The 22,341-nt window shown below is 65.9% G+C and carries 24 protein-coding genes and 2 pseudogenes; 19 read left to right on the plus strand and 7 right to left on the minus strand.

What is annotated here, in order from left to right; translation table 11 throughout:
- Positions 1–97 precede the first annotated feature (97 nt).
- From ACYVF5_RS01480 to ACYVF5_RS01515, 8 genes are all read left to right on the plus strand, one after another.
- Positions 98–484: a hypothetical protein gene (locus ACYVF5_RS01480; protein ID WP_460942581.1), complete on the plus strand. Its 387-nt coding sequence runs from the start codon at positions 98–100 to the stop codon at positions 482–484.
- Between the two features lie 17 nt (positions 485–501).
- Complete coding sequence (locus ACYVF5_RS01485) at positions 502–915, plus strand: phage holin family protein (RefSeq protein WP_460942583.1); 414 nt, start codon at positions 502–504, stop codon at positions 913–915.
- Complete coding sequence (locus ACYVF5_RS01490) at positions 902–1,123, plus strand: DUF3618 domain-containing protein (RefSeq protein ID WP_460942585.1); 222 nt, start codon at positions 902–904, stop codon at positions 1,121–1,123. The genes ACYVF5_RS01485 and ACYVF5_RS01490 overlap by 14 nt, the downstream gene beginning before the upstream one ends.
- Positions 1,124–1,387: 264 nt before the next feature.
- The gene (gene hemQ, locus ACYVF5_RS01495) at positions 1,388–2,023 is read left to right on the plus strand and encodes a hydrogen peroxide-dependent heme synthase (protein ID WP_460942587.1); all 636 of its coding nucleotides are present in this window, start codon (positions 1,388–1,390) and stop codon (positions 2,021–2,023) included.
- A complete protein-coding gene (locus ACYVF5_RS01500) occupies positions 2,020–3,222 on the plus strand; it encodes a ferrochelatase (RefSeq protein WP_460942589.1) in 1,203 nt (400 codons plus the stop codon). Before hemQ ends, ACYVF5_RS01500 begins: the two co-directional genes overlap by 4 nt.
- Positions 3,165–4,226 carry a hydroxymethylbilane synthase gene (gene hemC, locus ACYVF5_RS01505; protein ID WP_460942591.1) on the plus strand — a complete coding sequence of 354 codons (1,062 nt, stop codon included), beginning with the start codon at positions 3,165–3,167 and terminating at the stop codon, positions 4,224–4,226. The genes ACYVF5_RS01500 and hemC overlap by 58 nt, the downstream gene beginning before the upstream one ends.
- A gap of 6 nt (positions 4,227–4,232) precedes the next feature.
- Positions 4,233–5,030 carry a uroporphyrinogen-III synthase gene (locus ACYVF5_RS01510; protein WP_460942593.1) on the plus strand — a complete coding sequence of 266 codons (798 nt, stop codon included), beginning with the start codon at positions 4,233–4,235 and terminating at the stop codon, positions 5,028–5,030.
- A 95-nt stretch (positions 5,031–5,125) separates the two neighbouring features.
- Positions 5,126–5,296: a CsbD family protein gene (locus ACYVF5_RS01515; protein ID WP_460942936.1), complete on the plus strand. Its 171-nt coding sequence runs from the start codon at positions 5,126–5,128 to the stop codon at positions 5,294–5,296.
- 72 nt (positions 5,297–5,368) lie between these two features.
- On the opposite strand, the gene ACYVF5_RS01520 is transcribed toward ACYVF5_RS01515, so the two are convergent.
- On the minus strand, positions 5,369–5,974 hold the full coding sequence (locus tag ACYVF5_RS01520) for a class I SAM-dependent methyltransferase (protein ID WP_460942595.1): 606 nt from the start codon (positions 5,972–5,974) through the stop codon (positions 5,369–5,371).
- 97 nt (positions 5,975–6,071) lie between these two features.
- Between ACYVF5_RS01520 and cmtR the strand changes: the two genes are divergently transcribed.
- The 4 genes from cmtR (at position 6,072) to hemL (ending at position 9,507) form a co-directional block, all read left to right on the plus strand.
- Complete coding sequence (cmtR, locus tag ACYVF5_RS01525; protein WP_460942597.1) at positions 6,072–6,428, plus strand: Cd(II)/Pb(II)-sensing metalloregulatory transcriptional regulator CmtR; 357 nt, start codon at positions 6,072–6,074, stop codon at positions 6,426–6,428.
- Positions 6,404–7,075, plus strand: coding sequence for a cation transporter (locus ACYVF5_RS01530; protein WP_460942599.1), 672 nt, complete (start codon positions 6,404–6,406; stop codon positions 7,073–7,075). Before cmtR ends, ACYVF5_RS01530 begins: the two co-directional genes overlap by 25 nt.
- A 192-nt stretch (positions 7,076–7,267) precedes the next feature.
- Complete coding sequence (gene hemB, locus ACYVF5_RS01535; RefSeq protein WP_460942938.1) at positions 7,268–8,194, plus strand: porphobilinogen synthase; 927 nt, start codon at positions 7,268–7,270, stop codon at positions 8,192–8,194.
- Entirely contained in the window at positions 8,191–9,507 is a 1,317-nt protein-coding gene (gene hemL / locus ACYVF5_RS01540; protein WP_460942601.1) for a glutamate-1-semialdehyde 2,1-aminomutase, read from the plus strand. The genes hemB and hemL overlap by 4 nt, the downstream gene beginning before the upstream one ends.
- A 19-nt stretch (positions 9,508–9,526) precedes the next feature.
- Here hemL and ACYVF5_RS01545 read toward each other — a convergent pair whose 3' ends face one another.
- Positions 9,527–10,225 (minus strand): YceI family protein, encoded by a 699-nt coding sequence (locus ACYVF5_RS01545; RefSeq protein WP_460942603.1) that lies wholly within the window; start codon positions 10,223–10,225, stop codon positions 9,527–9,529.
- Between the two features lie 38 nt (positions 10,226–10,263).
- On the minus strand, positions 10,264–11,136 hold the full coding sequence (locus ACYVF5_RS01550) for an SDR family oxidoreductase (RefSeq protein ID WP_460942605.1): 873 nt from the start codon (positions 11,134–11,136) through the stop codon (positions 10,264–10,266).
- An 83-nt stretch (positions 11,137–11,219) separates the two neighbouring features.
- Between ACYVF5_RS01550 and ACYVF5_RS01555 the strand changes: the two genes are divergently transcribed.
- The gene (locus tag ACYVF5_RS01555) at positions 11,220–11,654 is read left to right on the plus strand and encodes a winged helix-turn-helix transcriptional regulator (protein WP_460942607.1); all 435 of its coding nucleotides are present in this window, start codon (positions 11,220–11,222) and stop codon (positions 11,652–11,654) included.
- Between the two features lie 125 nt (positions 11,655–11,779).
- Positions 11,780–12,685 (plus strand): hypothetical protein, encoded by a 906-nt coding sequence (locus tag ACYVF5_RS01560; protein ID WP_460942609.1) that lies wholly within the window; start codon positions 11,780–11,782, stop codon positions 12,683–12,685.
- Positions 12,686–12,705: 20 nt separating this feature from the next.
- On the opposite strand, the gene ACYVF5_RS01565 is transcribed toward ACYVF5_RS01560, so the two are convergent.
- Complete coding sequence (locus ACYVF5_RS01565; RefSeq protein ID WP_460942611.1) at positions 12,706–13,464, minus strand: MerR family transcriptional regulator; 759 nt, start codon at positions 13,462–13,464, stop codon at positions 12,706–12,708.
- 43 nt (positions 13,465–13,507) lie between these two features.
- Between ACYVF5_RS01565 and ACYVF5_RS01570 the strand changes: the two genes are divergently transcribed.
- Complete coding sequence (locus tag ACYVF5_RS01570) at positions 13,508–14,032, plus strand: DUF6194 family protein (protein ID WP_460942613.1); 525 nt, start codon at positions 13,508–13,510, stop codon at positions 14,030–14,032.
- Between the two features lie 99 nt (positions 14,033–14,131).
- On the opposite strand, the gene ACYVF5_RS01575 is transcribed toward ACYVF5_RS01570, so the two are convergent.
- Positions 14,132–15,160 (minus strand): MDR family oxidoreductase, encoded by a 1,029-nt coding sequence (locus ACYVF5_RS01575; RefSeq protein ID WP_460942615.1) that lies wholly within the window; start codon positions 15,158–15,160, stop codon positions 14,132–14,134.
- Positions 15,161–15,520: 360 nt separating this feature from the next.
- On the opposite strand from ACYVF5_RS01575, the gene ACYVF5_RS01580 reads away from it, so the two are divergent.
- The 4 genes from ACYVF5_RS01580 to ACYVF5_RS01595 all read left to right on the plus strand — a co-directional run bounded on the left by ACYVF5_RS01580 (position 15,521) and on the right by ACYVF5_RS01595 (position 19,934).
- A complete protein-coding gene (locus ACYVF5_RS01580) occupies positions 15,521–16,900 on the plus strand; it encodes an HNH endonuclease signature motif containing protein (RefSeq protein ID WP_460942617.1) in 1,380 nt (459 codons plus the stop codon).
- A 301-nt stretch (positions 16,901–17,201) separates the two neighbouring features.
- Positions 17,202–18,044, plus strand: coding sequence for an LssY C-terminal domain-containing protein (locus tag ACYVF5_RS01585; protein WP_460942940.1), 843 nt, complete (start codon positions 17,202–17,204; stop codon positions 18,042–18,044).
- Positions 18,041–18,508 carry a hypothetical protein gene (locus ACYVF5_RS01590; RefSeq protein WP_460942619.1) on the plus strand — a complete coding sequence of 156 codons (468 nt, stop codon included), beginning with the start codon at positions 18,041–18,043 and terminating at the stop codon, positions 18,506–18,508. The genes ACYVF5_RS01585 and ACYVF5_RS01590 overlap by 4 nt, the downstream gene beginning before the upstream one ends.
- A gap of 211 nt (positions 18,509–18,719) precedes the next feature.
- Positions 18,720–19,934: an acyltransferase family protein gene (locus ACYVF5_RS01595; protein WP_460942621.1), complete on the plus strand. Its 1,215-nt coding sequence runs from the start codon at positions 18,720–18,722 to the stop codon at positions 19,932–19,934.
- A 22-nt stretch (positions 19,935–19,956) separates the two neighbouring features.
- Here ACYVF5_RS01595 and ACYVF5_RS01600 read toward each other — a convergent pair.
- A pseudogene (locus ACYVF5_RS01600) lies at positions 19,957–21,444 on the minus strand (glycosyltransferase); the annotation flags it as partial.
- A pseudogene (gene trhO / locus ACYVF5_RS01605) lies at positions 21,392–22,295 on the minus strand (oxygen-dependent tRNA uridine(34) hydroxylase TrhO). The pseudogenes ACYVF5_RS01600 and trhO, both read right to left, overlap by 53 nt.
- Positions 22,296–22,341 lie beyond the last annotated feature (46 nt).

Raw genomic sequence — 22,341 nt, forward strand, 5'->3', positions numbered from 1 at the left:
CGTATGCCGATCCGGTGATGAATCGGGTCAGACGGGTGGCGCGCGAAGCGCTTCAGGCTACTCTGGAACAGTTGATCGGTGACGAAACGGAGCGACGATGAAGGGCAAGCTGATATTTGTGGCCGGTCTGGCCACGGGATACGTGCTGGGCACTCGGGCAGGACGTGAGCGTTACGAGCAGATCAAGAAGGGCTGGCTCTCGGTGTGGAACACCGAGCCGGTTCAGAATCAGGTCGAGAAGGTGCAGAAGCTTGCCAAGGCGAGGATCAGTGCCGTTCCCAGCGCCGTCTTCAGCGGAATCGGCAAAGTCGTGAGCACCCTCACAAGCGATGGGACGCCGGGGCAGAAGCTCGACAAGACCATAGCTGAGACCAAGGGGACCGTCGACGAGATCAAAGACGCCGTCGACGAAGGGGCGTCATCGACTCGCGGTGGCTCGGCTTCTTCCGGCACTCCATCGTCTGCCGCGAAATCATCGAAGTAACGCGAGGAGGGTCACACATGACGAACCCCGACGCGAGCGGCAAGAGCAAGGAATCGCTCTTCAAACTCGTGGGCGACGTGCCCACGCTCGTCTCGAACCTGGTGAAGGCCGAGCTCGAGCAGGTCAAGCAGAAGCTCGCTCACATGGGCAAATACGCCGGCATCGGCGCCGGGCTCATGGCGGGCGCCGCTGTGTTCCTGTTCTTCGCCATCGGCATCCTGATCGCCGTGTTGATCCTGGTGATCGCGATCTGGCTGCCCGCGTGGGCTGCTGCCCTGATCGTGTTCGGGCTGTTCATTCTTGTCGCGCTGATCCTCGTGTTGATGGGTGTGCGCTTCTTCAAGAAGGTCAACGAAGACCCGGGGCCGATCGACGGCGTGAAAAAAGATATCCGTGCTGTGAAGGGAACCGGCGAGTATGACCGCTACTAATTCAGTGCCGTCGCCCGAGCGTGCGCGTGAAGAGCTCGTGGCAACGCTCAACGCCATCGAAGACAGGCTCAACGTGCCCAAACGCGCGAAGGCCAAGATCAACGAGCTGAAAGAGACCAACCCGGGAGCCCTGATCGCCGGTGCCGCCGGCGTTGCGGCCGGGGTGGGCCTCGTTGTGTGGGGAATCGTCCGCTCGTTCACGAAGTAGCGCACTGCCACCTTGCCTCGCCCGCACCTTCACGCCACGCGCTACACCTTTTGTGATGCGCGCCCCTAACTAGGAGAGCGCATCACAAAAGGTGTGGCGCGTGGCGGTTCAAAGCGAATCGAACCCCCTGCAGCCGCCAGATTTGGCGTGTCGTGGGGAGCGGGGGAAGATGAAGGCATGACTCTTGCGGCCGCTGCCGAACCCCATTCAGCCCCTGATTCTTCGTCGCCGGAAAGATCGCCCGCCGGCTTCACACTCTGGGTGGTGCTCCGACGCGACCCTGAGCATCCTGCACCGACCGGCCCTGAGCCGCTCGCCAAGCTCGAGGCCGCCGTGCAGGCCGTCGAAGCAGACGGTGTGACCGTCCGCGGTTTCTACGACGTCTCGGCGTTGCGCGCAGACGCCGACCTGATGGTGTGGCTGCACGGCGACACCGCCGAGGGGCTCCAGCGCGCCTGGCGCGGTCTGCGCCGCACCCTGATGCTGGCGCCATTGCTGCAGACCTGGAACGCGATGGGCGTGCACCGCGACGCCGAGTTCAACCGCAGCCATGTTCCCGGTTTTCTGCGAGGCATCGCGCCCAAGGACTGGCTCTGCCTGTATCCGTTCGTGCGCAGCTACGAGTGGTACCTGCTGCCGGAGGACGAGCGCAGGCGGATGCTCGCCGATCACGGCCGCAAGGGCGCAGCGTTCACGGGTGTTCTCGCCAACACCGTCGCGGCGTTCGCACTCGGCGACTACGAGTGGCTTCTTCCGCTCGAGGCGGATGAGGTCACTGACCTCGTCGACCTCATGCGTGACCTCAGGGCCACGGATGCGCGCAGGCACGTGCGCGAAGAGGTCCCGTTCTTCACCGGCCGGCGTATTCCGGTGAGCGACATCCCCGAGGTGATTCTGTGACAGACGACCAGCGTGTTCTCGGGGCGACGGATGCCGCCGCCCCCGGTCCGGAGCACGTCACCGAACCTGTCGCGTACGACGCGATCCTGCTGGCCGGGTTCGGCGGGCCGGAGGGGCAGGACGACGTCATCCCGTTCCTGCGCAACGTGACCCGCGGCAGAGGCATACCGGAGGAGCGACTCGAAGAGGTCGCGCACCACTATCGCCACTTCGGCGGTGTGAGCCCGATCAACGACCAGAACCGTGCACTGAAGGCCGCACTCGAGGCCGAGCTCGCCGCGCGCGGCGTCGATCTTCCCGTGCTGTGGGGAAACCGCAACTGGGATCCGTACCTGCGTGACGCCGTCACCGAGGCGAAGGAGCGCGGGTTCACCAAGCTGATCGCCATCGCCACGAGTGCGTATTCGTCGTATTCGAGCTGCCGCCAGTACCGCGAGGACTTCTGGATCGCCCTCGACGAGGCCGATCTGCACGGTGAGCTGCAGATCGACAAAGTGCGTCAGTTCTTCGATCACCCCGGTTTCGTGACTCCCTTCATCGAGGGTGTGCGAGACGGGCTCGCCCGCGTGAAGCAGGAGCTGCCCGATATCGACCTGACGACGGAGGTCGAGGTGCTCTTCGCGACACACTCGATTCCGACGGTCGACGCCTCGAAGTCGGGGCCGGCCGAAGACGGTTTCGGCGAAGGCGGCGCGTATGCGGCTCAGCACCTCGCGGTCGCCGAGGTGGTGATGGAGGCGGCGAAGCGCGAGCTCGGCTCCGAGCTCGTTCCGGCCGACGCAGACATCGCGTGGCAACTGGTCTACCAGTCCCGCTCAGGACCGCCGAGCATGCCGTGGCTCGAGCCGGACATCAACGACGCCATCGCAGACCTGCCGGCCACGGGCATCCGTGCCGTTGTCATCGTGCCTCTCGGGTTCGTCAGCGACCACATGGAGGTGCTCTGGGATCTCGACAACGAGGCGATGGAGACAGCGGGTGAGCACAACCTCTTCGCCGTGCGCGTTCCGACGCCGGGCACGCATCGCGCGTATGTGAAAGGCCTGGTGGATCTCGTTCTGGAACGCCGCGACGGTGTGCCGGTCGGTGAACGACCGGCAATGACGTCGATCGGGCCCTGGTACGACGTGTGCAGGCCCGGATGCTGCGAGAACGCACGGCTGGGCTTCAAGCCGGCATTGGCGGGTCTGCGGCCGTGACACTCCGCGTCGGCACTCGGGGCAGCGCACTCGCGACGGCTCAAGCCGGTGATGTGGCTCGGGCGATCACGGCTGCGACGGGGATCCCGACCGAGCTGGTGCTCGTGACCACCCACGGCGACACCTCCCGTGAGTCCCTGGCGAGTCTCGGGGGCACAGGTGTGTTCGCCTCGGCGCTGCGCGAGGCGATGCTCGCGGGTGAGTGCGATCTGGTGGTGCATTCGATGAAGGATCTGCCGACCGCGGCGTACCCGGGCCTTGTCATCGGTGCTGTTCCGTCGAGAGCGGATGCCAGGGATGCCCTGTGCGCGCGTGACGGGATGACGTTGGCGGATCTGCCCGAGGGAGCACGGGTCGGCACCGGGTCACCACGACGTGCGGCTCAGCTGCGCGCCCGGCGCCCTGATCTGGAGGTCGTCGACATCCGCGGGAACGTCGACACACGCCTCGGGTTCGTCTCGGCGGGCGAGCTGGATGCCGTGGTGCTCGCCGCGGCGGGACTGTCGCGTCTCGGGCGGAGCGAGGTCATCACGGAGCTGTTCGACCTCGAGACCTGGCCGACGGCGCCCGCTCAGGGCGCGCTGGCCATCGAGGTGAGGGTCGCCGACCTCGAGCCCACTGCCGGGGCGGCGGCCTCTGAGCGGTCCGCGGCCGCCGAGGGACTGCGCACGGCGCTCACCGCTGTCAACGACTCGGACGCGTATGCAGCCGCAGCCGCGGAGCGTGGTGTCCTGGCTGGTCTCGACGCCGGTTGTGCTGCTCCCGTCGGGGCGCACGCCCGTGTGTCCGACATGTCGGTGACCGTTGTGGCCTCGGTCTATTCGGTCGATGGCGCCAGATCGCTGACCGATGAGCTCACCGCCGAACTCGGTGCCGCACGGACCCCGGATTTCTCGGATTCGGCTGTTCGGGCGATGATTAAGAGATCCGAGCATGCCGGCAACGCCCTGGCTGACGCCCTGCTGGTCAGCGGTGCGGCAGCTCTCGCTCCCCTAAGGCGATAACACCCGATGACGCATCAGAATGAAAAGCCCCTGCATGGCTGGCGAGTGCTCGTTCCCCGAGGCGGGCCGTGGGGCGACGACGTCGCCGCAGAGCTGCGTTCGCGCGGTGCGACCCCCGTCGTGGCACCGATGATCAATTTCGCTTCGGCTGAAGATCCGCAGGCTCTCAAAGAAGCACTGGTCGCCCTCGAGGCCGGTGCGTTCGACTGGCTGACAGTGACGAGCGCGACGACAGTAGACGTGCTCTATTCGGGACGGGTGCGGATTCCGGAGCATACGAAGGTCGCCGCCGTCGGCGAGACCACCGCGGCTGCGCTCGCCGCCGTCGGGTATCGTGTCGATCTGGTGCCGGCCAAAGACAATTCCGCGAAGGGCATGGTCAAAGAGCTGACTGCTCTCGAGCCGGAGCCCCGCAAGATCTTGACTCTGCGATCCGAGATCGCCAAACCCGTGCTCACGCGGGGCCTCATCGAGGCCGGTCACGATGTGCAGCAGGTCGTTGCCTATCGCACCGTCGGCGAACCGGTGAGCGCCAAGGTGGTGGCAGATGTTCGCAGCGGACGCATCAACGCACTGCTCGTGACCTCCGGCTCGGTGGCCGAACAGGTCGTCGAGCAGTTCGGTGAATTGCCTTCTGGAACACTTGTCGCCGCGATCGGGCCTCGTACGGCCACGGATGCCGCCAAACAGGGACTGCACGTCACCGTCGTCTCGAGGCACCAGACGATCAACGCCCTGCTCGATTCCATTGTGGCCGCTGTCGCCTCAGGTGACATCCAGGTGCCAGAGCACCGCGCAGAATAGGCGCGTTCCGACGCCAGATCCACCCCTACCGGGGCGTGGGGCGCCTGGTTACCATAGCGTTCACAGTCGGTAGATTGAGAAAGCGGGTGACCATGATGAGTGGTGCTGACAAGTTCAAGAACGCCGCAGAAGAGGCGGTCGGCAAGGGCAAAGAGAAGGTCGGAGACGCGACCGACAACGAAGAGCTTCAGGCCGAAGGCGAGGCGGATCAGGCCAAGGCGAACCTGAAGCAGGCCGGTGAAGACGTCAAAGACGCCTTCACATAACGAGGCGCCTCTGGAGGCCGACACGGGCGTTGCCCGTGTCGGCCTCCTCGTTTGTGTCGGTCCTCGTTCGACCTATTCCGGCTTGGCCCACCGGAGTGAGTAGCGGTAGTAGAACCGGCGGTGTACGCGGCTTCCTGGCAGCAGCGCTGAGGCCGCGGCTCGGACCTCATCGAGAGACTCCTGCGGCTCGGCGATGGCGACACCCGCATCGCTGCGGGCATGATGGGCGGCGCTCATCAGGTGCACGGGAACGATCATCAGCGCAGAAAGCATCCAGTCGAGAGCCGTTCTGTTGGCCGCCAAACCGACGACCTCCAGCTGTCCCCCCGCCGACAGCAGGTCGCGCATCCGTTCGAGGGCCGGGCGCAACGGCATGTGATGAAGCGCCGCGACGCAGGTAATGGTGTCGAAGCTCTCTGCGGACAGATCGGCCGACAAGAGGTCTGCGCACAGGGCTTTGGCGTTCTGTGCGTTGTTCGTGTCGCGGAACCGAGCATTGGCTCGATCGACAGCAGCAGGGTCGGCGTCGATCCCGACGATCTCGTCGGCGACGGGAGCCAGGCGTTGCAGCAGCAGCCCCTCACCGCAGCCGACATCGAGCACACGACCGCCTCTTGTGGCGGCGAGGGAAACCAGCTCACGGTGAAACGCCGTGTTGTGGTTCCAATAGTCGTCCATCGGACCAGAGTAGTGCTGCCCGAAGGCTTTGCCTCAGCATGTGAAGTAAGACGAGCCGGCCCTTCTGACTATACAGCCAATGCTGTATAGTCAGCGTATGCTGACTATTGCCTCTCGTCTTGACGTGATGAACCGGCTCGGCCGGGCGATGGCCGACCCGACGCGGTCACGGATTCTTATCACGCTTCTCGGCGGCCCGAGTTATCCGGCTGTGCTCTCGCGCGAGCTCGGCCTCACACGCTCCAACGTCTCGAACCACCTCACCTGCCTGCGCGACTGCGGAATCGTGGTCGCCGAACCAGAGGGCAGGCAGACTCGTTATGAGATCTCAGATCCGCACCTCGCGCGTGCCCTCACGGCGCTGGTCGATGTGACCCTCGCGGTCGATGAGAACGCTCAGTGCATCGACCCGGGCTGCACAGTGCCCGGATGCTGCGAAGAGGCCGCACGATGATCGGCGGGCTGACCGACGAGCGAAGGACGAGGCTGCATCGCAGGGTGCGTTTCATCGTCGCATTCACGATCGCCTACAACGTCGTCGAGGCGATCGTCGCGATCTGGGCCGGGGCGCTCGCGTCGTCGGCAGCTCTCATCGGCTTCGGACTCGACTCGGTGATCGAAGTGCTCTCGGCGGCGGCGGTCGCCTGGCAGTTCACCCGCACAGACCCGGAGCGGTGGGAGAAGGCAACTGTCAGGACGATCGGCATCGCGTTCTTCGCGCTCGCCGCCTACGTGACCGTTGACGCCATCCTGACCTTGGCGGGTGTGCAGACGGTCGATCACAGCCCGCTGGGAATTGCGATCGCCGCGCTGAGCCTGATCGTGATGCCGGCACTGGCATGGTTCGAGATCCGCACCGGTCGCGAGCTCGGCTCGAAGAGCGTGCAGGCGGATGCCAGGCAGCTGCTGCTGTGCACCTATCTGTCTGGCGCTGTTCTCGTCGGGCTTCTGCTGAACACCCTCTTCGGCTGGATGTGGGCCGATTCGGTCGCTGCCCTCGTTGTCGCCGTGCTTGCCGTCCGTGAAGGCATCGAGGCGTGGAGGGGCGACGTCGAGTCGCCGTTCGAGGTGCTCGACGAGCTTGGCGAGCGTGCCGAGTGAGAGCGACGAATGGCCGGCAGCGGCACACGCCAGTTCGCTGATCGTCCCGCGGCCGGCCGAGCCTCACGCTGCCGCTGGGGGCGGCACGCAACCGGGGGTCAGCCGGCTCGGGCAGCGCTCAGCCGCGGAGCGTAGGCTTGCCGAGTGAGTTTTCCCGCTGATCGCCCCCGCCGACTCCGTCAATCCGCAGCCATGCGCCGCCTCGTCAGCGAGACCAGGTTGCACCCGGCCGAACTCGTTCTGCCGATGTTCGTGCGCGAAGGAGCGACCGAGCCCGTGCCGATCGCATCCATGCCCGGGGTGATGCAGCACAGCATGGACTCGCTGCGTCGCGCGGCAACCGATGCCGCAGAGGCCGGTGTGGGCGGTGTGATGCTCTTCGGAGTGCCTGAGGTCCGCGACGCGACGGGGTCGCAGGCGAGCACGCCAGACGGCATCCTGAACCGGGCGACAGAAGCGCTCGTCGCCGAGGTCGGCGATGCGCTTGTTGTGCAGACCGACCTGTGTCTCGACGAGTTCACGGATCACGGCCACTGCGGGGTGCTGGATGCCACGGGCCGGGTCGACAACGACGCCACCCTCGAGCGTTACGCCGGGATGGCGCTCGCGCAGGCCAGGGCCGGCTCGGTGCTGCTCGGGCTGAGCGGCATGATGGACGGCCAGACGACAGTGGTGCGGCAGGCGCTCGACGCCGAGGGTTTCACAGACACCGCGATCCTCGCCTACTCGGCCAAATACGCCTCTGCGTTCTATGGACCGTTCCGTGACGCCGTCGATTCACAGTTGCAGGGTGATCGCCGCACCTACCAGCTCGATCCGGCCAACGGCCGCGAGGGCCTGCGCGAGGCCATGCTCGACGCCGCCGAAGGTGCGGACATCGTGATGGTCAAACCGGCGATGAGCTATCTCGATGTGCTCGCGGACGTCGCCGCGGTGAGTGATATTCCCGTCTGGGCATATCAGGTCTCCGGTGAATACGCGATGATCGAGGCCGCCGCGGCGCACGGCTGGATCGACCGTCGTCGTGCCGTAGAAGAATCGGTCGTCGGCATCCGCCGGGCGGGGGCAGACGCCGTTCTGACCTACTGGGCGACTGAGCTGGCGGGGTGGCTGCGATGAGTGTGAACGACGATCTCTTCGAGCGGGCCAAGCGGGTGATACCCGGCGGCGTCAATTCGCCGGTCCGGGCGTTCGGGTCCGTCGGCGGAACACCCCGGTTCCTCGTCTCGGCGCGTGGGGCATTCGTGACGGATGCCGATGGCCGTGAATACGTGGACCTCGTCGGCTCGTGGGGTCCTGCGCTTCTCGGGCACGCGCATCCAGAGGTCGTGCGCGCGGTTCAGGACGCCGCGGCGCGCGGCCTCTCATTCGGCGCGTCGACTCCGGCAGAGACCGAGCTCGTCGAGCTCGTCACCGAGCGGGTGACGGCGGGCGGGCACACGCCCGTCGAGAAGCTGCGCCTGGTGTCGACGGGCACCGAGGCCACGATGACCGCGATCCGCCTCGCACGCGGCTTCACGCAGCGTGACCTGCTCGTGAAGTTCGCCGGGCACTATCACGGGCACTCTGACGGCCTGCTCGCGCAGGCCGGATCCGGCCTGGCGACTCTCGCGCTGCCGGGATCGGCCGGCGTCACCGAGGCGACCGCATCACAGACGCTTGTGCTTCCCTATAACGATCTCGACGCCCTGCACGAGGCGTTCTCGCTGCACCCGGGCCGCATCGCCGCCGTCATCACAGAGTCCGCGGCAGCGAACATGGGTGTGCTGCCGCCGGAGCCCGGTTTCAACGCGGCGCTCGTCGACATCGCCCATGAGCATGGCGCGCTCGTGATTCTCGACGAGGTGCTCACCGGGTTCCGCGTCAGCTCGGCGGGCTACTGGGGATACTCGGTTGATGGCGGTGAGGACTATGTTCCCGACCTCTTCACGTTCGGCAAGGTCGTGGGCGGGGGGATGCCCCTGGCCGCCCTCGGCGGTCGCGCAGACGTGATGGATCACCTCGCGCCGGCCGGCCCGGTCTACCAGGCGGGGACTCTCTCGGGAAACCCGGTAGCCGTCGCCGCAGGGATCACAACACTTCGACTGGCAGATGCGGATGTCTACGCGAGAGTGGACAGAGCATCAGCCCTGCTCTCTGCCGCTGTGTCAGACGCGCTGACCGCCGCCGGCGTTGCGCACGTCGTTCAACGGGCAGGCAACCTCTTCAGCTTCGTCTTCGCCGAGACCGCGCCGCGGAACTACGCCGAAGCTCAGGCCCAGGAGTCGTGGCGATATGCGCCGTTCTTCCACTCGCTGCTCTCTGACGGCGTCTCGCCGCCGCCGAGCGTCTTCGAGGCCTGGTTCGTGTCTGCCGAGCACTCGGACGAGATCCTCGGGGGCATCATCGATGCGCTGCCCGCCGCAGCCCGGGCGGCAGCGGCCGCAGGCTGACGCAGCCCCGCGCGGTCGGTCAGGACCGGCTGACGACGAGCTGGAATTCGACGAAGCCTGTGGGTTCGACAGAGACGAATCCGAGATCGGGCGCCGTGATGTTGTAGTCGGCGAAGGTGATCGGGATGCTGCCGGCGATCTGTCCGTCTGTGCCGTTCAGCGCGACCTGGAGCTCGACGGTGACCTGTTGCGTCACCCCGGCGAGGGTGAGGTTGCCCGTGGCTTGCACTGTGCGCACCTCGCCGACGGTGGGAGCGCTGTCCGTGGTCACCGGTTCGGTGAGCTCGAAGGTCGCCGTCGGGAACTCGTCAGTCTTCAACGCCGTCGAGCGGAAGTACTCGTCTCTGGCGGCCTGATCGGTGGCGATCGAGGCGACATCCACCGTGATCTCGGCCGAGGTGAGGGTGAGGTCGTCGACCTCGAGGGTTCCCGTGACCTCTTCGGTGCGGCCGGTCACGGTCACGTCCGTGCCGTTCAGCACCTCGTCGACGCGATAGCCGGCTTCTGACCCATCGCTCACGTTCCAGGTGCCGGACAGATCCGACGGGGCGTCTTGCGTTGTGCCGGGTGAGGGATCGGTTGTCACCGAGGGTGGGGCGGCGGCATCCCCCGCGACGATGTCCCGGTAGATGACGGGTCCGGCGAATGCCGCCACGGCGCCGAGCACAACCACTCCCGCGATGATCGATCCGACAACGATTTTCGTGCGCTTCTTCATGGGGTCCTGTTCTTCTGAGCCGTTGCAGAGAGCCGGTGTCAGCGTCGAGCTCGGACGACCTCGACGAGTGGTGTCGGGCTCCGCCCGAGGAGACGGGCGAGATCGTCGCTGTCGGTCTCGAGCTCACCACGGGCGATGGAAGCGTCGAGCGCTGCTACGAAACCCGCAGTCGTTTCGTCCATGCCGGCATCCACCAGCGCGGCCGCGTAGTCTGCGTGCGGCAGATCGCGTGAGGTCACCGTTGTGCCGGTCACGGAGGTGACTGCAGCGGCCAGCTCCTCGAAGGTGAAGGGGCCGCCGCCGAGCTCATAGACCCGGTCGCCGTCGACGTCTTCGAGCAGCGCCGCCGCGGCCGCGATCGCGTAGTCGTCGCGAGACGCCGCCGAGATCTTCGCCCCGTTCGTCGCCCCGAGAATCTCGCCCCGTTGGACGTACTGGCCCATCTGGTCGGTGTAGTTCTCGAGATACCAGCTGTTCCGCAGAATCGTGTGCGGCAGCCCTGCGGCGCGCAGCTCCCGCTCTGTGGCGGCATGCTCGGGGGCGAGCGGATTGTCGCTTGTGTCTGCCTTGAGAATGCTCGTGTAGACGATGCGCTCGACGCCCGCCGCCTTCGCGGCGTCGATCACGGCTCTGTGCTGTGCGGCGCGCTTGCCGACCTCGCTGCCAGAGACGAGAAGCACACGATCGGCGCCGGCCAGCGCCGGTGCGAGCGTCTCTGGGCGCGAGTAGTCGCCTTCGCGCACCTGAACGCCTCGAGCGGCGAGATCCTCGGCCTTGCCCGGTGTGCGCACAACGGCGATGACGTTGCGCGGTTCGACACCGCGAGCGATGAGCTCCTCGACAGCACGGTGGCCGAGGCGACCGGATGCACCGGTCACGGCATATGTCTTCGGCATTCCAACCTCTTTCATGGGTACTAACTATCGGATAGTACTATAGGGAAATCCCCCGAGGTATGGTGATGAACAAGGTGTGAATGGGCTGGGAGGCTGAGATGGCGTCACCCGACTCGCTCGGTGAAGAAGAAGACGCGCCGAGCGCCGAACTGGTAGCCGATGTCTTTGCACGCGATTGCCCGTCCCGTGCCGTTTTCGACGACATCACATCGAAATGGGCGTCGCTGGCGCTTCTCGCGCTGCTCGAGGGAACGTACCGGTTCAACGCTCTTCGCCGTCGGGTCGAAGGGGTCAGCGAGAAGATGCTCTCTCAGACCTTGCGGGTTCTCGAGCGCGACGGGCTCGTTGTGCGCGAGGTGATCGACGTGATCCCGGCGAGGGTGGAGTACGAGCTGACGCCCCTGGGGCGCGACGTGGCGCAGAAACTCCGCGCCCTCGCTGATCTTCTTCAGAACTCGGTTGAACAGCTCGACATCGCTCGCACCTCGCACCCCGTGGGTGATGCTTCTCGCCGGAGGGCTGACGCGCTCTGAACACGGGCGATCATGTGGTCGACGGGGCCCGTGATCGTTCGCAGTGGCGACCGTTCAGCGGAAACGATTCCGATTTGTGAGGTTCGCGCACAGCATTCCCATGCTGAACGCGGCAGACTGGTGCTATGGCTCGCCTTCATCTGCTTTCCGATCGTCTCGAGATCACACTGACGACCGCAGAAAAGGTGCTTGCCCTACGCAAGAGCGACATCGTTGTGCCCCGCGAGGCCATTCGCTCCGCGACGATAACCGATGACCCGTGGATCTGGGTCCGCGGGATCAGGGCTCCCGGAACGGCGATCCCGCTGAGCCTCGCCGTCGGGCAGTGGAAGTTTCACGGCGGCAAGGACTTTCTCGTCATCAAGGGCAGCCGTGCTGCAGTGGTGATCGATGTCGAAGGTGAGGAGTTCGCCCGGCTGGTGGTCACCACCACACACGCCCTCGAGCTGGTCGCTGCCCTGCGCCTCGACGAGCGTGCCCCCAAAAAGGCGCGCACGCGTGCCGCGAAGCCGAGGGAGCTTCCCGGCTCGGGCGCCCATGACGCGGTGACGGGCGGTCCTGCGAAACGTGCCCTTGAGCCCGCAGCCGCTGACCGGCAGGCCGAAGGCGGCACACGCTCCAAGCGCAAGCGCTCGACGAAGCCGGCAACGACCGACACAACGGCATCCGTCGAGGTCGTGGCGGCTGCAGACATCGCGACGGCTGACGCAGTGGATGGGGCTGATGCGACGGATGCCGATGCACCCAAGAAGAAGACTCGCACGTCATCGGCAGAGACGTCGGCAACCAGAGGGAAGCAGGCGCCTGTGAAGAAGCCCGCGCCGACTCGTTCGAAGGCAGCCGCGAAGAAGCCTGCCGCGAAGAAGCCGGCCACGCCGGAGGCTGAGGCACCCACTGCGTCGGTCGATTCGACGCCAGACACCGGCTCCCAGGCCGTGACAGACAGAGAGACTCCGCCAGAAACGGGCGCAGAAACGGGCGCAGAGACGCTGCCAGAGAGCCTGCCGGAGAGGCCGTCGGACGAGACCTGACAACACGCACGCGCAAGGTGTCAGGTGCACGAGGCCAGCACGTTGTTGAGGGCTGAGTGACGCAGCATGCAGGCGATGTCGGTGCCGGCCCGCAGCATCGCCTCGGATCGTGCGGCGATGTTGTGCAGGCGTTCTTGGAGGGCATCGCGCGCGTCTTGTGTATCGTGCACGGTCCGCAGGGACGCCATAACAGCTTGCACGGCCGGGATCCGGTAGCCGCCAGCACGGAGGGCGGCGACGATACGAGCATCCCTGACCGCATCGGGTGGATAAAATCGCGTGTTGAGACGCTCTGAACGTTCGGGAGCGATCAGTCCCTGCTGTTCCCAGAAGCGGAGCGTGGAGGAGCGCACGCCGAGCGCAGCAGACAGTTCGGTGATGCTCATCGAATCCTCCGGAGCAGGAGCTTCGTCGTGGGCGCTTTCGTCGACGATGCTGTCGAGAGCACTGAGTGCAGAGATGGTCTCGTCACGGGAGCGGGCGAGGTCCACGTGAAGGGCGACGACTCTCGCGACCGCCTCGTGATGGGGCAGACCGCGGATCTCGCGCATCTTCGCCCGGGCGACGACCGGTCCGACCGCGATCGCCAGTTGACGGTACGCGCGCAGCGCGGTCACGTGCACAGTTGTGAACTGGCGGTATCCATTGGGCCGCCGAGGCGCTGGGGGGATCACGTCGAGTCGTTCAAGGTCGCGGATCTGCTGCACGGAGTAGCCCACGGCGGCGGCGAGGCGGCTGGTCGTGTATCGCGCGGAGCCGGGCTCGTTGGCGTCCTTCACTGGGTGAAACCCTCCATAAGCGCTTCAAGATCACACTTGAACCATGTCTATGGAACAGATCCTCTCAGAAGTCCGAGCCTACGACGGCCTCCTCGAGCTCGCACCCGCCCCGGGGAGCGAACACCCTGAGATCTCGTGGGGCGATCACTACTTCTACTACGCACCCGATGGCCAGGTGCCCCGCAATCGTCAGCCCTACGCGACCATCGTGACGAAGAACTACCCGAACGACGCGGACTCCCACCTCGACGAACCCGGCCGTTGGCGACTGAACATCCACGTCGGCCCGGCGGTCTTCACCGCACTCATCGGGTACCCACCGGAGGAGATCGACGACGCCGACGTGGACTACAGCGCCGAGGACGCGTTCACCCCTCACCCTCTCTATGGCGTTTACGGGTGGGTGTGCGTCGTGAACCCTGGCACTGCGACGCTCGATCGCGCTCTGGAGCTCCTCAACGGTGCGCACCTCGCTGACCGGCGGCGCGTCGAACGCCGACAGGAACGCCGCGAATCCGTGCCGAAGAATGAGCGTCAGCGTTCACCGAAACGCGCCGATGACCTGTGAAGGCCGACGGCGGCTCGTCGAGCGATGCCGTTACCGTCCGGTCGCGCGTGAGGCCCGCGTCGGCCGCTCCAAGCCTCTCAACGTCCTGGCCTCATAGTTCTAGACGTTGACGTCGACGACAGTGCGTCCGCGGATGCCGCCGGCGAGTATCCGTTCGGCAGCCGTTTTCGCATCGGCAAGCGCCACGACCGACGTCATCTGATCGAGCAGGCCGACGTCGAGATCCCTCGCGAGGCGTTCCCACACCACGGCTCGTTCGTCTGGTGCCACCTCCACGGAATTGATGCCGACGAGACTCACACCACGCAGGATGAACGGCATCACCGTGCCCGCAAGATCGGTTCCCTGAGCCAGCCCGCATGCCGTGGCGATACCGCCCCGTTCGAGCTGCGCGATCGCATTGACGAGGGTATGGCTTCCGGCGACATCGAGCACGGCGGCCCAGCGTTGCTTCTGCAGAGGCCTGCCCGGTGAAGCGAGCTCGGCGCGGTCGATGATGGCGGATGCTCCGAGGTGCGTCAGATAGGCCCCCTCGGTCTCTGCTCGACCGCTTGACGCGATGACGTTGTATCCGAGGCGGGAAAGCACGGCGATGGCTATGCTTCCGACACCACCGGCCGCACCGGTCACGAGAACCGGTCCGTCGCCCGGGCGTACTCCGTGGCGCTCTATTGCGAGCACGGAGAGCATGGCGGTGAACCCGGCCGTACCGATTGCGGCGGCCCGCAGTCCGCCGAGCGGCTCCGGAACGCGCACCAGGTGAGTGCCGTCGACCCGGGCGCGCTGAGCGAGCCCGCCATGGTGGTGCTCGCCGAGCCCTGTCCCGTTGAGCACCACGTGGTCACCGGCCTGCCATCGTTCCGATTCGCTCGATTCCACGGTGCCGACGAGGTCGATGCCGAGAATCAGCGGCCACTCGCGAACAACGCCGGGTTTGCCCAGCAGGGCGAGGCCGTCTTTGTAATTGACGCTGGTGTACTCGATGCTGACGACCGTGTCTCCGGGCATCAGGAACTCGTCGGTGACCTCGAGCAGGCTGGCCCCGGCAGTAGTGCCTGCGTCGCCCTCTGGACTCTGCTCATCTTCGGGTTGCCGGTCGACCACCCAGGCGCGGAACGTCGATGTCATGTCTTCAGCCTATGACCGGTTGGCGACGTCTCTGCATGAGTGAAGGCGGAGGAGGCCACTCCTGGAACCGGGCCAAATCGATGGCGGGTTACCCCCATTGATCTCGCAGATCCGCCGATTTCACCCACGAAGCGACTAGAACATATGTTCGAATGTGTGGTAGTGTGGGGTATGGCCGCTGATGAGGGATCCGGTTCTCCGGATGACGGGGTGTGTTCCGCTGCGGCGCGTCGTGCGGATGAGGTTTCGGTTTTGATCGCGGAGGTTGTCGAGGCTGATCGTGAGGTCGCTCGGGCTGAGTTTCGGCGGGCGGTGGTGCTTGATCGGGCGAGGCGGTGTGCTGAAGAGACTGCGTCGGGGGTGGTGTTGGATTCTGGTGTTCTGTCGGGGTCGCGGGTGGATGAGCTGGGGTATCGGTCGTTCATTGCGGAGCTGGCTGCGGCGATGCGGGTTTCGGAGTCGTCGGTGCGTGTGCTGGTGGAGGAGGCTCGTGTGTTGCAGGAGTCGTTGCCGTTGACTCGGGCTGCGTTGGCTGCGGGGGAGATCGGTTATCGGCATGCGAGGGTGATCGTTGATCAGGTGTGGTCGTTGCCCGATGACGCGGTGCCGGGGTTCGAGGAGCGGGTGTTGCCGGTCGCGAAGACGATGACGTCGGCGCGGTTCGGCACGGCGGCGCGGGTGTTGCGTGAGAGGTTGCATCCGGAGACGATCCGTGAGCGCCGGGTGAAGGCTGAACGGGGTCGTGGTGTGGAGTTCTGTCCGGCGGCGGATGGGATGGCGTGGTTCGGGTTGAAGCACACGGCGGAGATCGTGTCCTCGCTTCACGCGGCGACGATGGCTGCGGCGCGGAGTCTGCACGAGGGTGCGGGTGGGGTGGATGGTCGCACGATCCAGCAGATCGCTGCTGATGTGCTCGCTGATGTGATCGTCGCCGGGCATGTCCTCGGTGGCACCGGCGGGCCCCTCACCGAACAGGCACCGGCACCGGCCACGGGTGAACCGGCCGAAACAGTGCCGGCCGAACCAGCGCCGACAGTGCCGGCCGATTCGTTGCCGGCTGAGCCGGTGTTGTCGGCGTCAGCCGCAGGCGCAGATGACGGGGGTGAGGGTGCTGGTGAGGGGTTGGCGGGGTTTCGGGCGGTGCTCGGGGTCGGGGATCGGCGTCTGTCGATCCGGCCCACGGTCATGGTCACCGTTCCCGTGCTCACTCTTCTTGATCTCGATGACGAGCCCGCGATCCTGGACGGGTATGGGCCCATCGATCCGGAGACCGCGAAACGACTTGCCGGGAACGCGTCCTCGTTCACCCGGATCCTCACCCATCCCGAGACCGGCGCGGTTCTCTCTGTCGGCCGTGACTCCTACACGGTGCCCGCTGACCTGAAGCGGGCCCTTCGCGTCAGGGATCAAACCTGCAGGTTCCCGGGCTGCAACCGCAAAGCCGTGAACAGTGACATCGATCACACTGTTGACTGGCAACACGGCGGTCAGACCGCGCTCACGAACCTCGCGCATCTCTGCCGCAAACATCACACGGTGAAACACCGCACCCGGTGGGACGTGACCCAGCATGCAGACGGGGTGCTGGAATGGTCCACACCCCACGGAGACACCCACTTCACCTACCCCGCACACAGGCTCCCCACTCCCGCACCCGCACGTCCGCCGTCACGTGCACGGGAACTGCTCGACGCCCTCCTCCCCCCACCCCGAGAACTCCCCACAGAACCACCCTTCTAAACCCACAGCGATGCCGTGCCGGTTGCCGGGTCTCGGTGACCCTGCGAGAAACGTCGTCAGAGGACTGGCAGGAGACCCGCGCAGGAGACCGCGCACTCAACACCCACGTCTCCCTCGACGCAGGAGAACGCGCACTCGCGCGCAGAAGAACGCACTCGCGAGGTTCCCTCGACTGCCGCCATCGTGCGAAGCTACACTCATGGCAGCATCCGGGGCCGGATCCACTGGCGGGAACCGAGGCACAACAGATCGTGCCGCGGTCGACGAGCCGAAGAAGAAACGCAACTTCTCGCTCAGCGCCATGGTCGACAACGCCTTCTTCGTGTTCGGCGGTGTCGCCGCGGTCTGGCTGGCCATCCTCGTGTTCACCGAATCATTCAGCCTCGGCTGGCTCGGCATCGTTTCGATGGTCGCCTTCTGGGTGCTGCTGGCCTATCTCGTGCTGCCGCGGTTGCATCGCATTCTCACCCAGCTATACGTTCCCGGTTATTTCATCGGGCGAGCGCGCACGAGCGACGGCCTGCTCGGCGACCCCATCAACCTCGCTGCGCAGGGCACAACCGATCAGCTCCACACCGCCATGGCCGCCGCAGGCTGGACGAGAGCCGACCCCGTGACGCTCGCCTCGAGCATCCGTATCGTCACATCGACCCTCAGGCGCAAAACATATGCAGAGGCGCCGGTCAGCCCGCTGTTTCTCTTCGGACGTATGCAGGACTACGCATATCAGCAGGAGGTCGCGGGAAACCCGGCGAAACGACACCACGTCCGGTTCTGGAAGACGCCGGAGGGCTGGTTGCTGCCCGGCGGGCACGGGGTGGACTGGCTCGCCGCCGGCACCTTCGATCGCGCCGTCGGGTTGTCTTTGTTCACCCTGCAGATCACGCACAAGATCGACGCAGACACCGACATCGAACGCGACCACATCGTGCAAACCCTCCTTGCCGCGGACGCCGCGGTCGCCCTCGACGTCATCCGGGACTTCTCGACCGGGTATCACTCCCGCAACGGCGGCGGAGACACCATCCAGACCGACGGCGACCTGCCCATCCTCGACCTCAGAAATGTGCGTGTTCCCACCGCCGGCGATCCATCCACAACGACGGCGGATGCCGCTGCCATACGACAGGACGTTCACCGGTGAAGCGCCCCATCGCCCTGATCATGGGTGTCGTTCTGCTTGTCGTTCGTGTTCTCGCCGGCGTCTATTACGTTGTGGTGGCGAGCCTCAACCCGGCGGCCTTCATCGACAATCTGATCATTGAGAGCGACGCAGGGATCGAAGGCAGCGAGAGAGCCACGGTGTCCCTGACGCTCACCGTGCTGCTCGCTCTGTACGCCGTTGCGCTCCTCGTGATTCTCGCACTCGCGATCTTCGTCTATCTCGGGCACAACTGGGCTCGGCTCATCGCGATGCTCGGCTCATCGATCAGCATCGCCCTCGCCTTCGTCGACTACTGGAACAACGGCGCAGAGATCACCCTGCGCACCACCCTGCCGACGCTCGCCAGTGACATCCTGATTCTGCTCGCCCTGTCGAGCCGGTCTGCCCGGCAATTCGCCAAGCGCGAGCCCAAGCGCGAGCGCCACGTGAAAGCGTCGTCCTGAGGCTGCACGGCTCAGGAGCGCGGGCGGACGGTCTGGAACAGCTCGTCACAATCGTATTCCGCGTGGATCGCCGGCCGCGCTCCCCGCCCCCCTCGGCGGGCTGTGGAAGGAACAGCCGGGTCCACCGTGCGCCGAACCGCCGCAGGGGATGCACACTCGAGGCACAGCTTGTATGTATTGGGGTTTCAGCGGCTGGGCGTAACGTGAACACATGGCCACTTCTGTGCAGATGAACAGTGGACAGGCGGGCGTCGCACACCGCGCGGACCTCCGGCCGGGGGCACAGCGTGCGTCGCAGACCTCTCGACTGCACTCTCTCGACGGTCTGCGCGGCGTTGCTGCGGCAATAGTCGTCATCTATCACCTGACCCTCGTCGCCCGGCCTGCGCTCGACACCGGCACCGGCGCGTGGGAGTGGATGACGCAGTCTCCCCTGCGTGTTGTGACCGCGGGCACAGAGGGTGTGCTCGTCTTCTTCGTGCTGAGCGGACTCGTCGTCACGCTCCCCGCCTTCGCCGGAACCATCGACTGGGCCTCGTACTACACCAGCCGTATGCTGCGTCTGTACCTGCCGGTGTGGGGGGCGCTGCTGCTCGCGGCCGGACTCATCCTCACCCTGCCGCGACCGGCGTCGTCTGCAGCACCTGAGAGCTGGCTTCTCGAGCGCAACGCGAATGCCATCACCGTGCAGCACCTTCTCGATGAGGCATCGCTTCTGCCCCCGAGCTACACGATCAACAACCCCCTGTGGTCGCTGCGCTGGGAGATCATCTTCTCGGTGCTCCTGCCGGTGTTCGTCGTCGTCGCTCTTGCGGTCCGCCGATTCCGGGTGATCGCCGTGCTGCTGAGCGTCGCGCTCATGGTGGTCGGCCGGCTCACCCAGATCGACGCGCTCGTGTATCTGCCGACGTTTTTTCTCGGCACATTGCTCGCCGCCAACCTCGCGCAGGTGCGGGCCTGGGCCGATCGGGTGAACGCCGGCGCTCGCTGGCGCGTCTGGCTTCCCGCCACCCTTGTCTCACTCACGCTGCTCGTGCTCAGCTGGCTCGCGCGCCCGATCGCTCCGGCCGGCTCGTTATGGAGCCAGGTATTCTGGGCACTTTCCGGTGTCGGAGCCGCGGGACTCGTTGTGGTCGCGATCGGGTCGCCCGCAGTGACACGGGTGCTCAGCTCCGGTGCCCTGAGCTGGCTCGGCCGCGTGTCGTTCAGCCTCTATCTTGTGCACGTTCCCGTCATCGCGACAGTCGCGTTCCTGCTCGGCGACGAACACTGGGTGCTCGTCGCCGTCATTTCCGTCCCCACAAGCGTTGTGCTCGCCTGGCTATTCCACGCCGCAGTCGAAAGACCATCGCACGCACTGGCGCGCCGGGCAGGAAGCCGCGCCTCATCGCTGCTCGATCGAGTTCGCGCGCCCAGAGAGCGGTGACCGATTCGTCTGAGAATCGCGCAGCGGTCTGAGCCGCTCGGCGCCGCATGGCGGCGCGCTGGGCTGACGGCATCCGCTGGAGGCGTTCGATCGCGAGAGCGAGGGCATCGGTGTCACCGGCCGGCACCAGAAATCCGTTGACGCCGTCTGCGATGAGGTCAGAGGGGCCGTAGTCGATGTCGTAGGCGATCGGGATGCACCCGGCTGCCATGCTCTCGACGAGCACCAGGGGAAGCCCCTCGCTCGTTGAGGTCAGGAGCAGGAACGACGCCTCCCTGAGCTTCGTCGCGGCGTCACGCTGATACCCGTGCAGGGTGACGGATGCCCCGGCGCCGGCTGCCGCGGCCTCGACCCGTTTGCGTTCCGGTCCATCGCCATAGACGTCGAGAGTCACATCGTTCCCGCGCTCGCGGGCGCCGATGATCGCGGTGACTGCGTGCGGGACGCGTTTGCGCTCGTCGAGTGACGAGAGCATGATCCCCGTGCCAGCCGCACGATTCTCGCTGCCCATGCCGCTCGCGTCCCTGCTGTTCGGGATCGTCACGAGGTTGGTCTCGGCTGGGACGACGCTCACGGCATCCTGCCGCTGCCGTTCGGTCAGCACCACCACCCCGTCGAAGCGATCGGCGTTCTCGAGCACCGTGCGCCGCGATGCCCGCAGGGTCTGTGCAGACGGCGGCCCCTGCAGGTGCGACGCATGCACCACGTGCATCGTGAGTACCCGTGCGCGGCGGTAGTCGAGCATAAAGCGCGCACTGGTCTTGCTGTCGACGATGTACGTTGCCGGATCACCCTCGCGCAGTTCGTCGAGCCACCATCGATAGAACGTCCACACACCCGTCCACCCGCGGACCGGTTCACCCCTTTCGTCGCAGAGCACGACGGATCGGCCACCCGCGACACCACGTTCAGCGACATCGCGTCTGTCGCTCGCGGCCAGAGTGCCGTCCGCGCGATAGTGATCGACCTGCAGCACGGTGCTCGCGTCGTCGGCATAGCGCACACGGTTCATCTCCTGGCCGTTGCGCAGCGCCGAGGCGAATGAGGGCGATTCGCCGAGCGGATCGAAGGCGGCGACGGCCTTCGCGCTGCCGCCACCGCCGGAGCGCACGTCTGCGATGCGAGCGGGATTCTCGCGCACCCAGTCCCACAGATTGAGCACACGCATGCCGTCGATGAGCTCACCCTCGTCGCGGAGCCGGCGGTCGAGAGCGGGATAGTCGGCCCGTGTGTCGAAGGTGAGCACGTCGACCGACACGTCAGCGAGCCGCACGAACGCTCGCGAGCGCTGCAACATCGCCCCGGTCATGCCCCCGAAGCTGTCCGGAATCCCCCACGTCACCGCATACTGGCGACCTTCGGGCAATCTGACCTGTGCCACATCGGCCTCCACATGTCGTGAACTCGTAGAGTGCCCCTCTTTGCTATGCGGCGTCTCGGAGTTTGCTGTGAACACGTCAGACCGGCTCAGCCGCGTGTTCCTCGCAGGACGGCGCGCTGCTGTGCTCATCGCAGACGACGAGCTGAACCCGGCAGGACGGATCCGCGCAGTTGAGCATCCGCTTGGATGCCGCGTCGCAGACGTAACACCTGCCGATCACCGCGGTGTGGTCAGAGAAGTCGACCGACATCCGCTTGTCGAAAACGTAAAGCGACCCCTGCCAGAGCCCGTCATCGCCGAAGGTCTCGCCGTATCGCACGATGCCGCCGTCGAGCTGGTAGACCTCGCCGAAGCCACGCGACGCCATCAGCCCGCTCAGGACCTCGCACCGGATGCCCCCGGTGCAGTAGGTGACAACCGGTTTGTCTTTGAGATGGTCGTACGCACCGCTCTCGAGTGCCTGGACGAACTCTCTGGTGTTGCTCACATCTGGAACGACGGCATCCTTGAACCGGCCGATCTCAGCCTCGAACGCGTTGCGGCCGTCGAAGAACACGACCTCGTCGCCGCGCTCGTCGACGAGCTTGTGCAGTTGCTCCGGATCGAGCGGGATGCCGCCTCCCACAACGCCGTTCGCGTCGACGCGCAGCTCCTCCGGGGCACCGAACGACACGAGCTCGTCGCGCACCTTCACCACGAGCTTGGGAAAATCGACGCTGTAGCCGTTGTCATCGACCCCGGTGCCCTCAGACCACTTCGGGTCGAGGTGCTTGAACGCCGGGTACTCGCGTGTCGTGCGCAGATACCTTTTGACGGCATCCAGCTCGCCGCCGACGGTTCCGTTGATGCCGTGCTTCGAGACGAGGATGCGTCCGCGCAGGCTCAGGGGATTCACACAGGTCTCGCTGCCAGAGCCTGATGGCGTCTGGGTCGGCCAGTGGAGTGAAGACGTAATAGAGAAGGATCTTCGAGATGGCCACCCCGTGATTTTACCCGGGCAGGTGGTGGATGCCCGAGGTGACCTGG

This window comes from Okibacterium endophyticum (assembly GCF_054780075.1).

Excerpts from the sequence above, each read along its gene's own strand:
- ACYVF5_RS01490 (WP_460942585.1), top strand. The coding sequence starts at position 902 with ATGACCGCTACTAATTCAGTGCCGTCGCCCGAGCGTGCGCGTGAAGAG.
- hemL (WP_460942601.1), top strand. The coding sequence starts at position 8,191 with ATGAGTGTGAACGACGATCTCTTCGAGCGGGCCAAGCGGGTGATACCC.
- ACYVF5_RS01570 (WP_460942613.1), top strand. The coding sequence starts at position 13,508 with ATGTCTATGGAACAGATCCTCTCAGAAGTCCGAGCCTACGACGGCCTC.
- ACYVF5_RS01550 (WP_460942605.1), bottom strand. The coding sequence starts at position 11,136 with ATGAAAGAGGTTGGAATGCCGAAGACATATGCCGTGACCGGTGCATCC.
- hemB (WP_460942938.1), top strand. The coding sequence starts at position 7,268 with ATGCGCCGCCTCGTCAGCGAGACCAGGTTGCACCCGGCCGAACTCGTT.
- ACYVF5_RS01485 (WP_460942583.1), top strand. The coding sequence starts at position 502 with ATGACGAACCCCGACGCGAGCGGCAAGAGCAAGGAATCGCTCTTCAAA.
- ACYVF5_RS01585 (WP_460942940.1), top strand. The coding sequence starts at position 17,202 with ATGGTCGACAACGCCTTCTTCGTGTTCGGCGGTGTCGCCGCGGTCTGG.
- ACYVF5_RS01510 (WP_460942593.1), top strand. The coding sequence starts at position 4,233 with ATGACGCATCAGAATGAAAAGCCCCTGCATGGCTGGCGAGTGCTCGTT.
- ACYVF5_RS01595 (WP_460942621.1), top strand. The coding sequence starts at position 18,720 with ATGGCCACTTCTGTGCAGATGAACAGTGGACAGGCGGGCGTCGCACAC.
- ACYVF5_RS01545 (WP_460942603.1), bottom strand. The coding sequence starts at position 10,225 with ATGAAGAAGCGCACGAAAATCGTTGTCGGATCGATCATCGCGGGAGTG.
- ACYVF5_RS01560 (WP_460942609.1), top strand. The coding sequence starts at position 11,780 with ATGGCTCGCCTTCATCTGCTTTCCGATCGTCTCGAGATCACACTGACG.
- ACYVF5_RS01520 (WP_460942595.1), bottom strand. The coding sequence starts at position 5,974 with ATGGACGACTATTGGAACCACAACACGGCGTTTCACCGTGAGCTGGTT.
- hemC (WP_460942591.1), top strand. The coding sequence starts at position 3,165 with ATGCTGCGAGAACGCACGGCTGGGCTTCAAGCCGGCATTGGCGGGTCT.
- ACYVF5_RS01480 (WP_460942581.1), top strand. The coding sequence starts at position 98 with ATGAAGGGCAAGCTGATATTTGTGGCCGGTCTGGCCACGGGATACGTG.
- ACYVF5_RS01515 (WP_460942936.1), top strand. The coding sequence starts at position 5,126 with ATGAGTGGTGCTGACAAGTTCAAGAACGCCGCAGAAGAGGCGGTCGGC.
- ACYVF5_RS01575 (WP_460942615.1), bottom strand. The coding sequence starts at position 15,160 with ATGACATCGACGTTCCGCGCCTGGGTGGTCGACCGGCAACCCGAAGAT.
- cmtR (WP_460942597.1), top strand. The coding sequence starts at position 6,072 with ATGCTGACTATTGCCTCTCGTCTTGACGTGATGAACCGGCTCGGCCGG.
- ACYVF5_RS01530 (WP_460942599.1), top strand. The coding sequence starts at position 6,404 with ATGCTGCGAAGAGGCCGCACGATGATCGGCGGGCTGACCGACGAGCGA.
- ACYVF5_RS01555 (WP_460942607.1), top strand. The coding sequence starts at position 11,220 with ATGGCGTCACCCGACTCGCTCGGTGAAGAAGAAGACGCGCCGAGCGCC.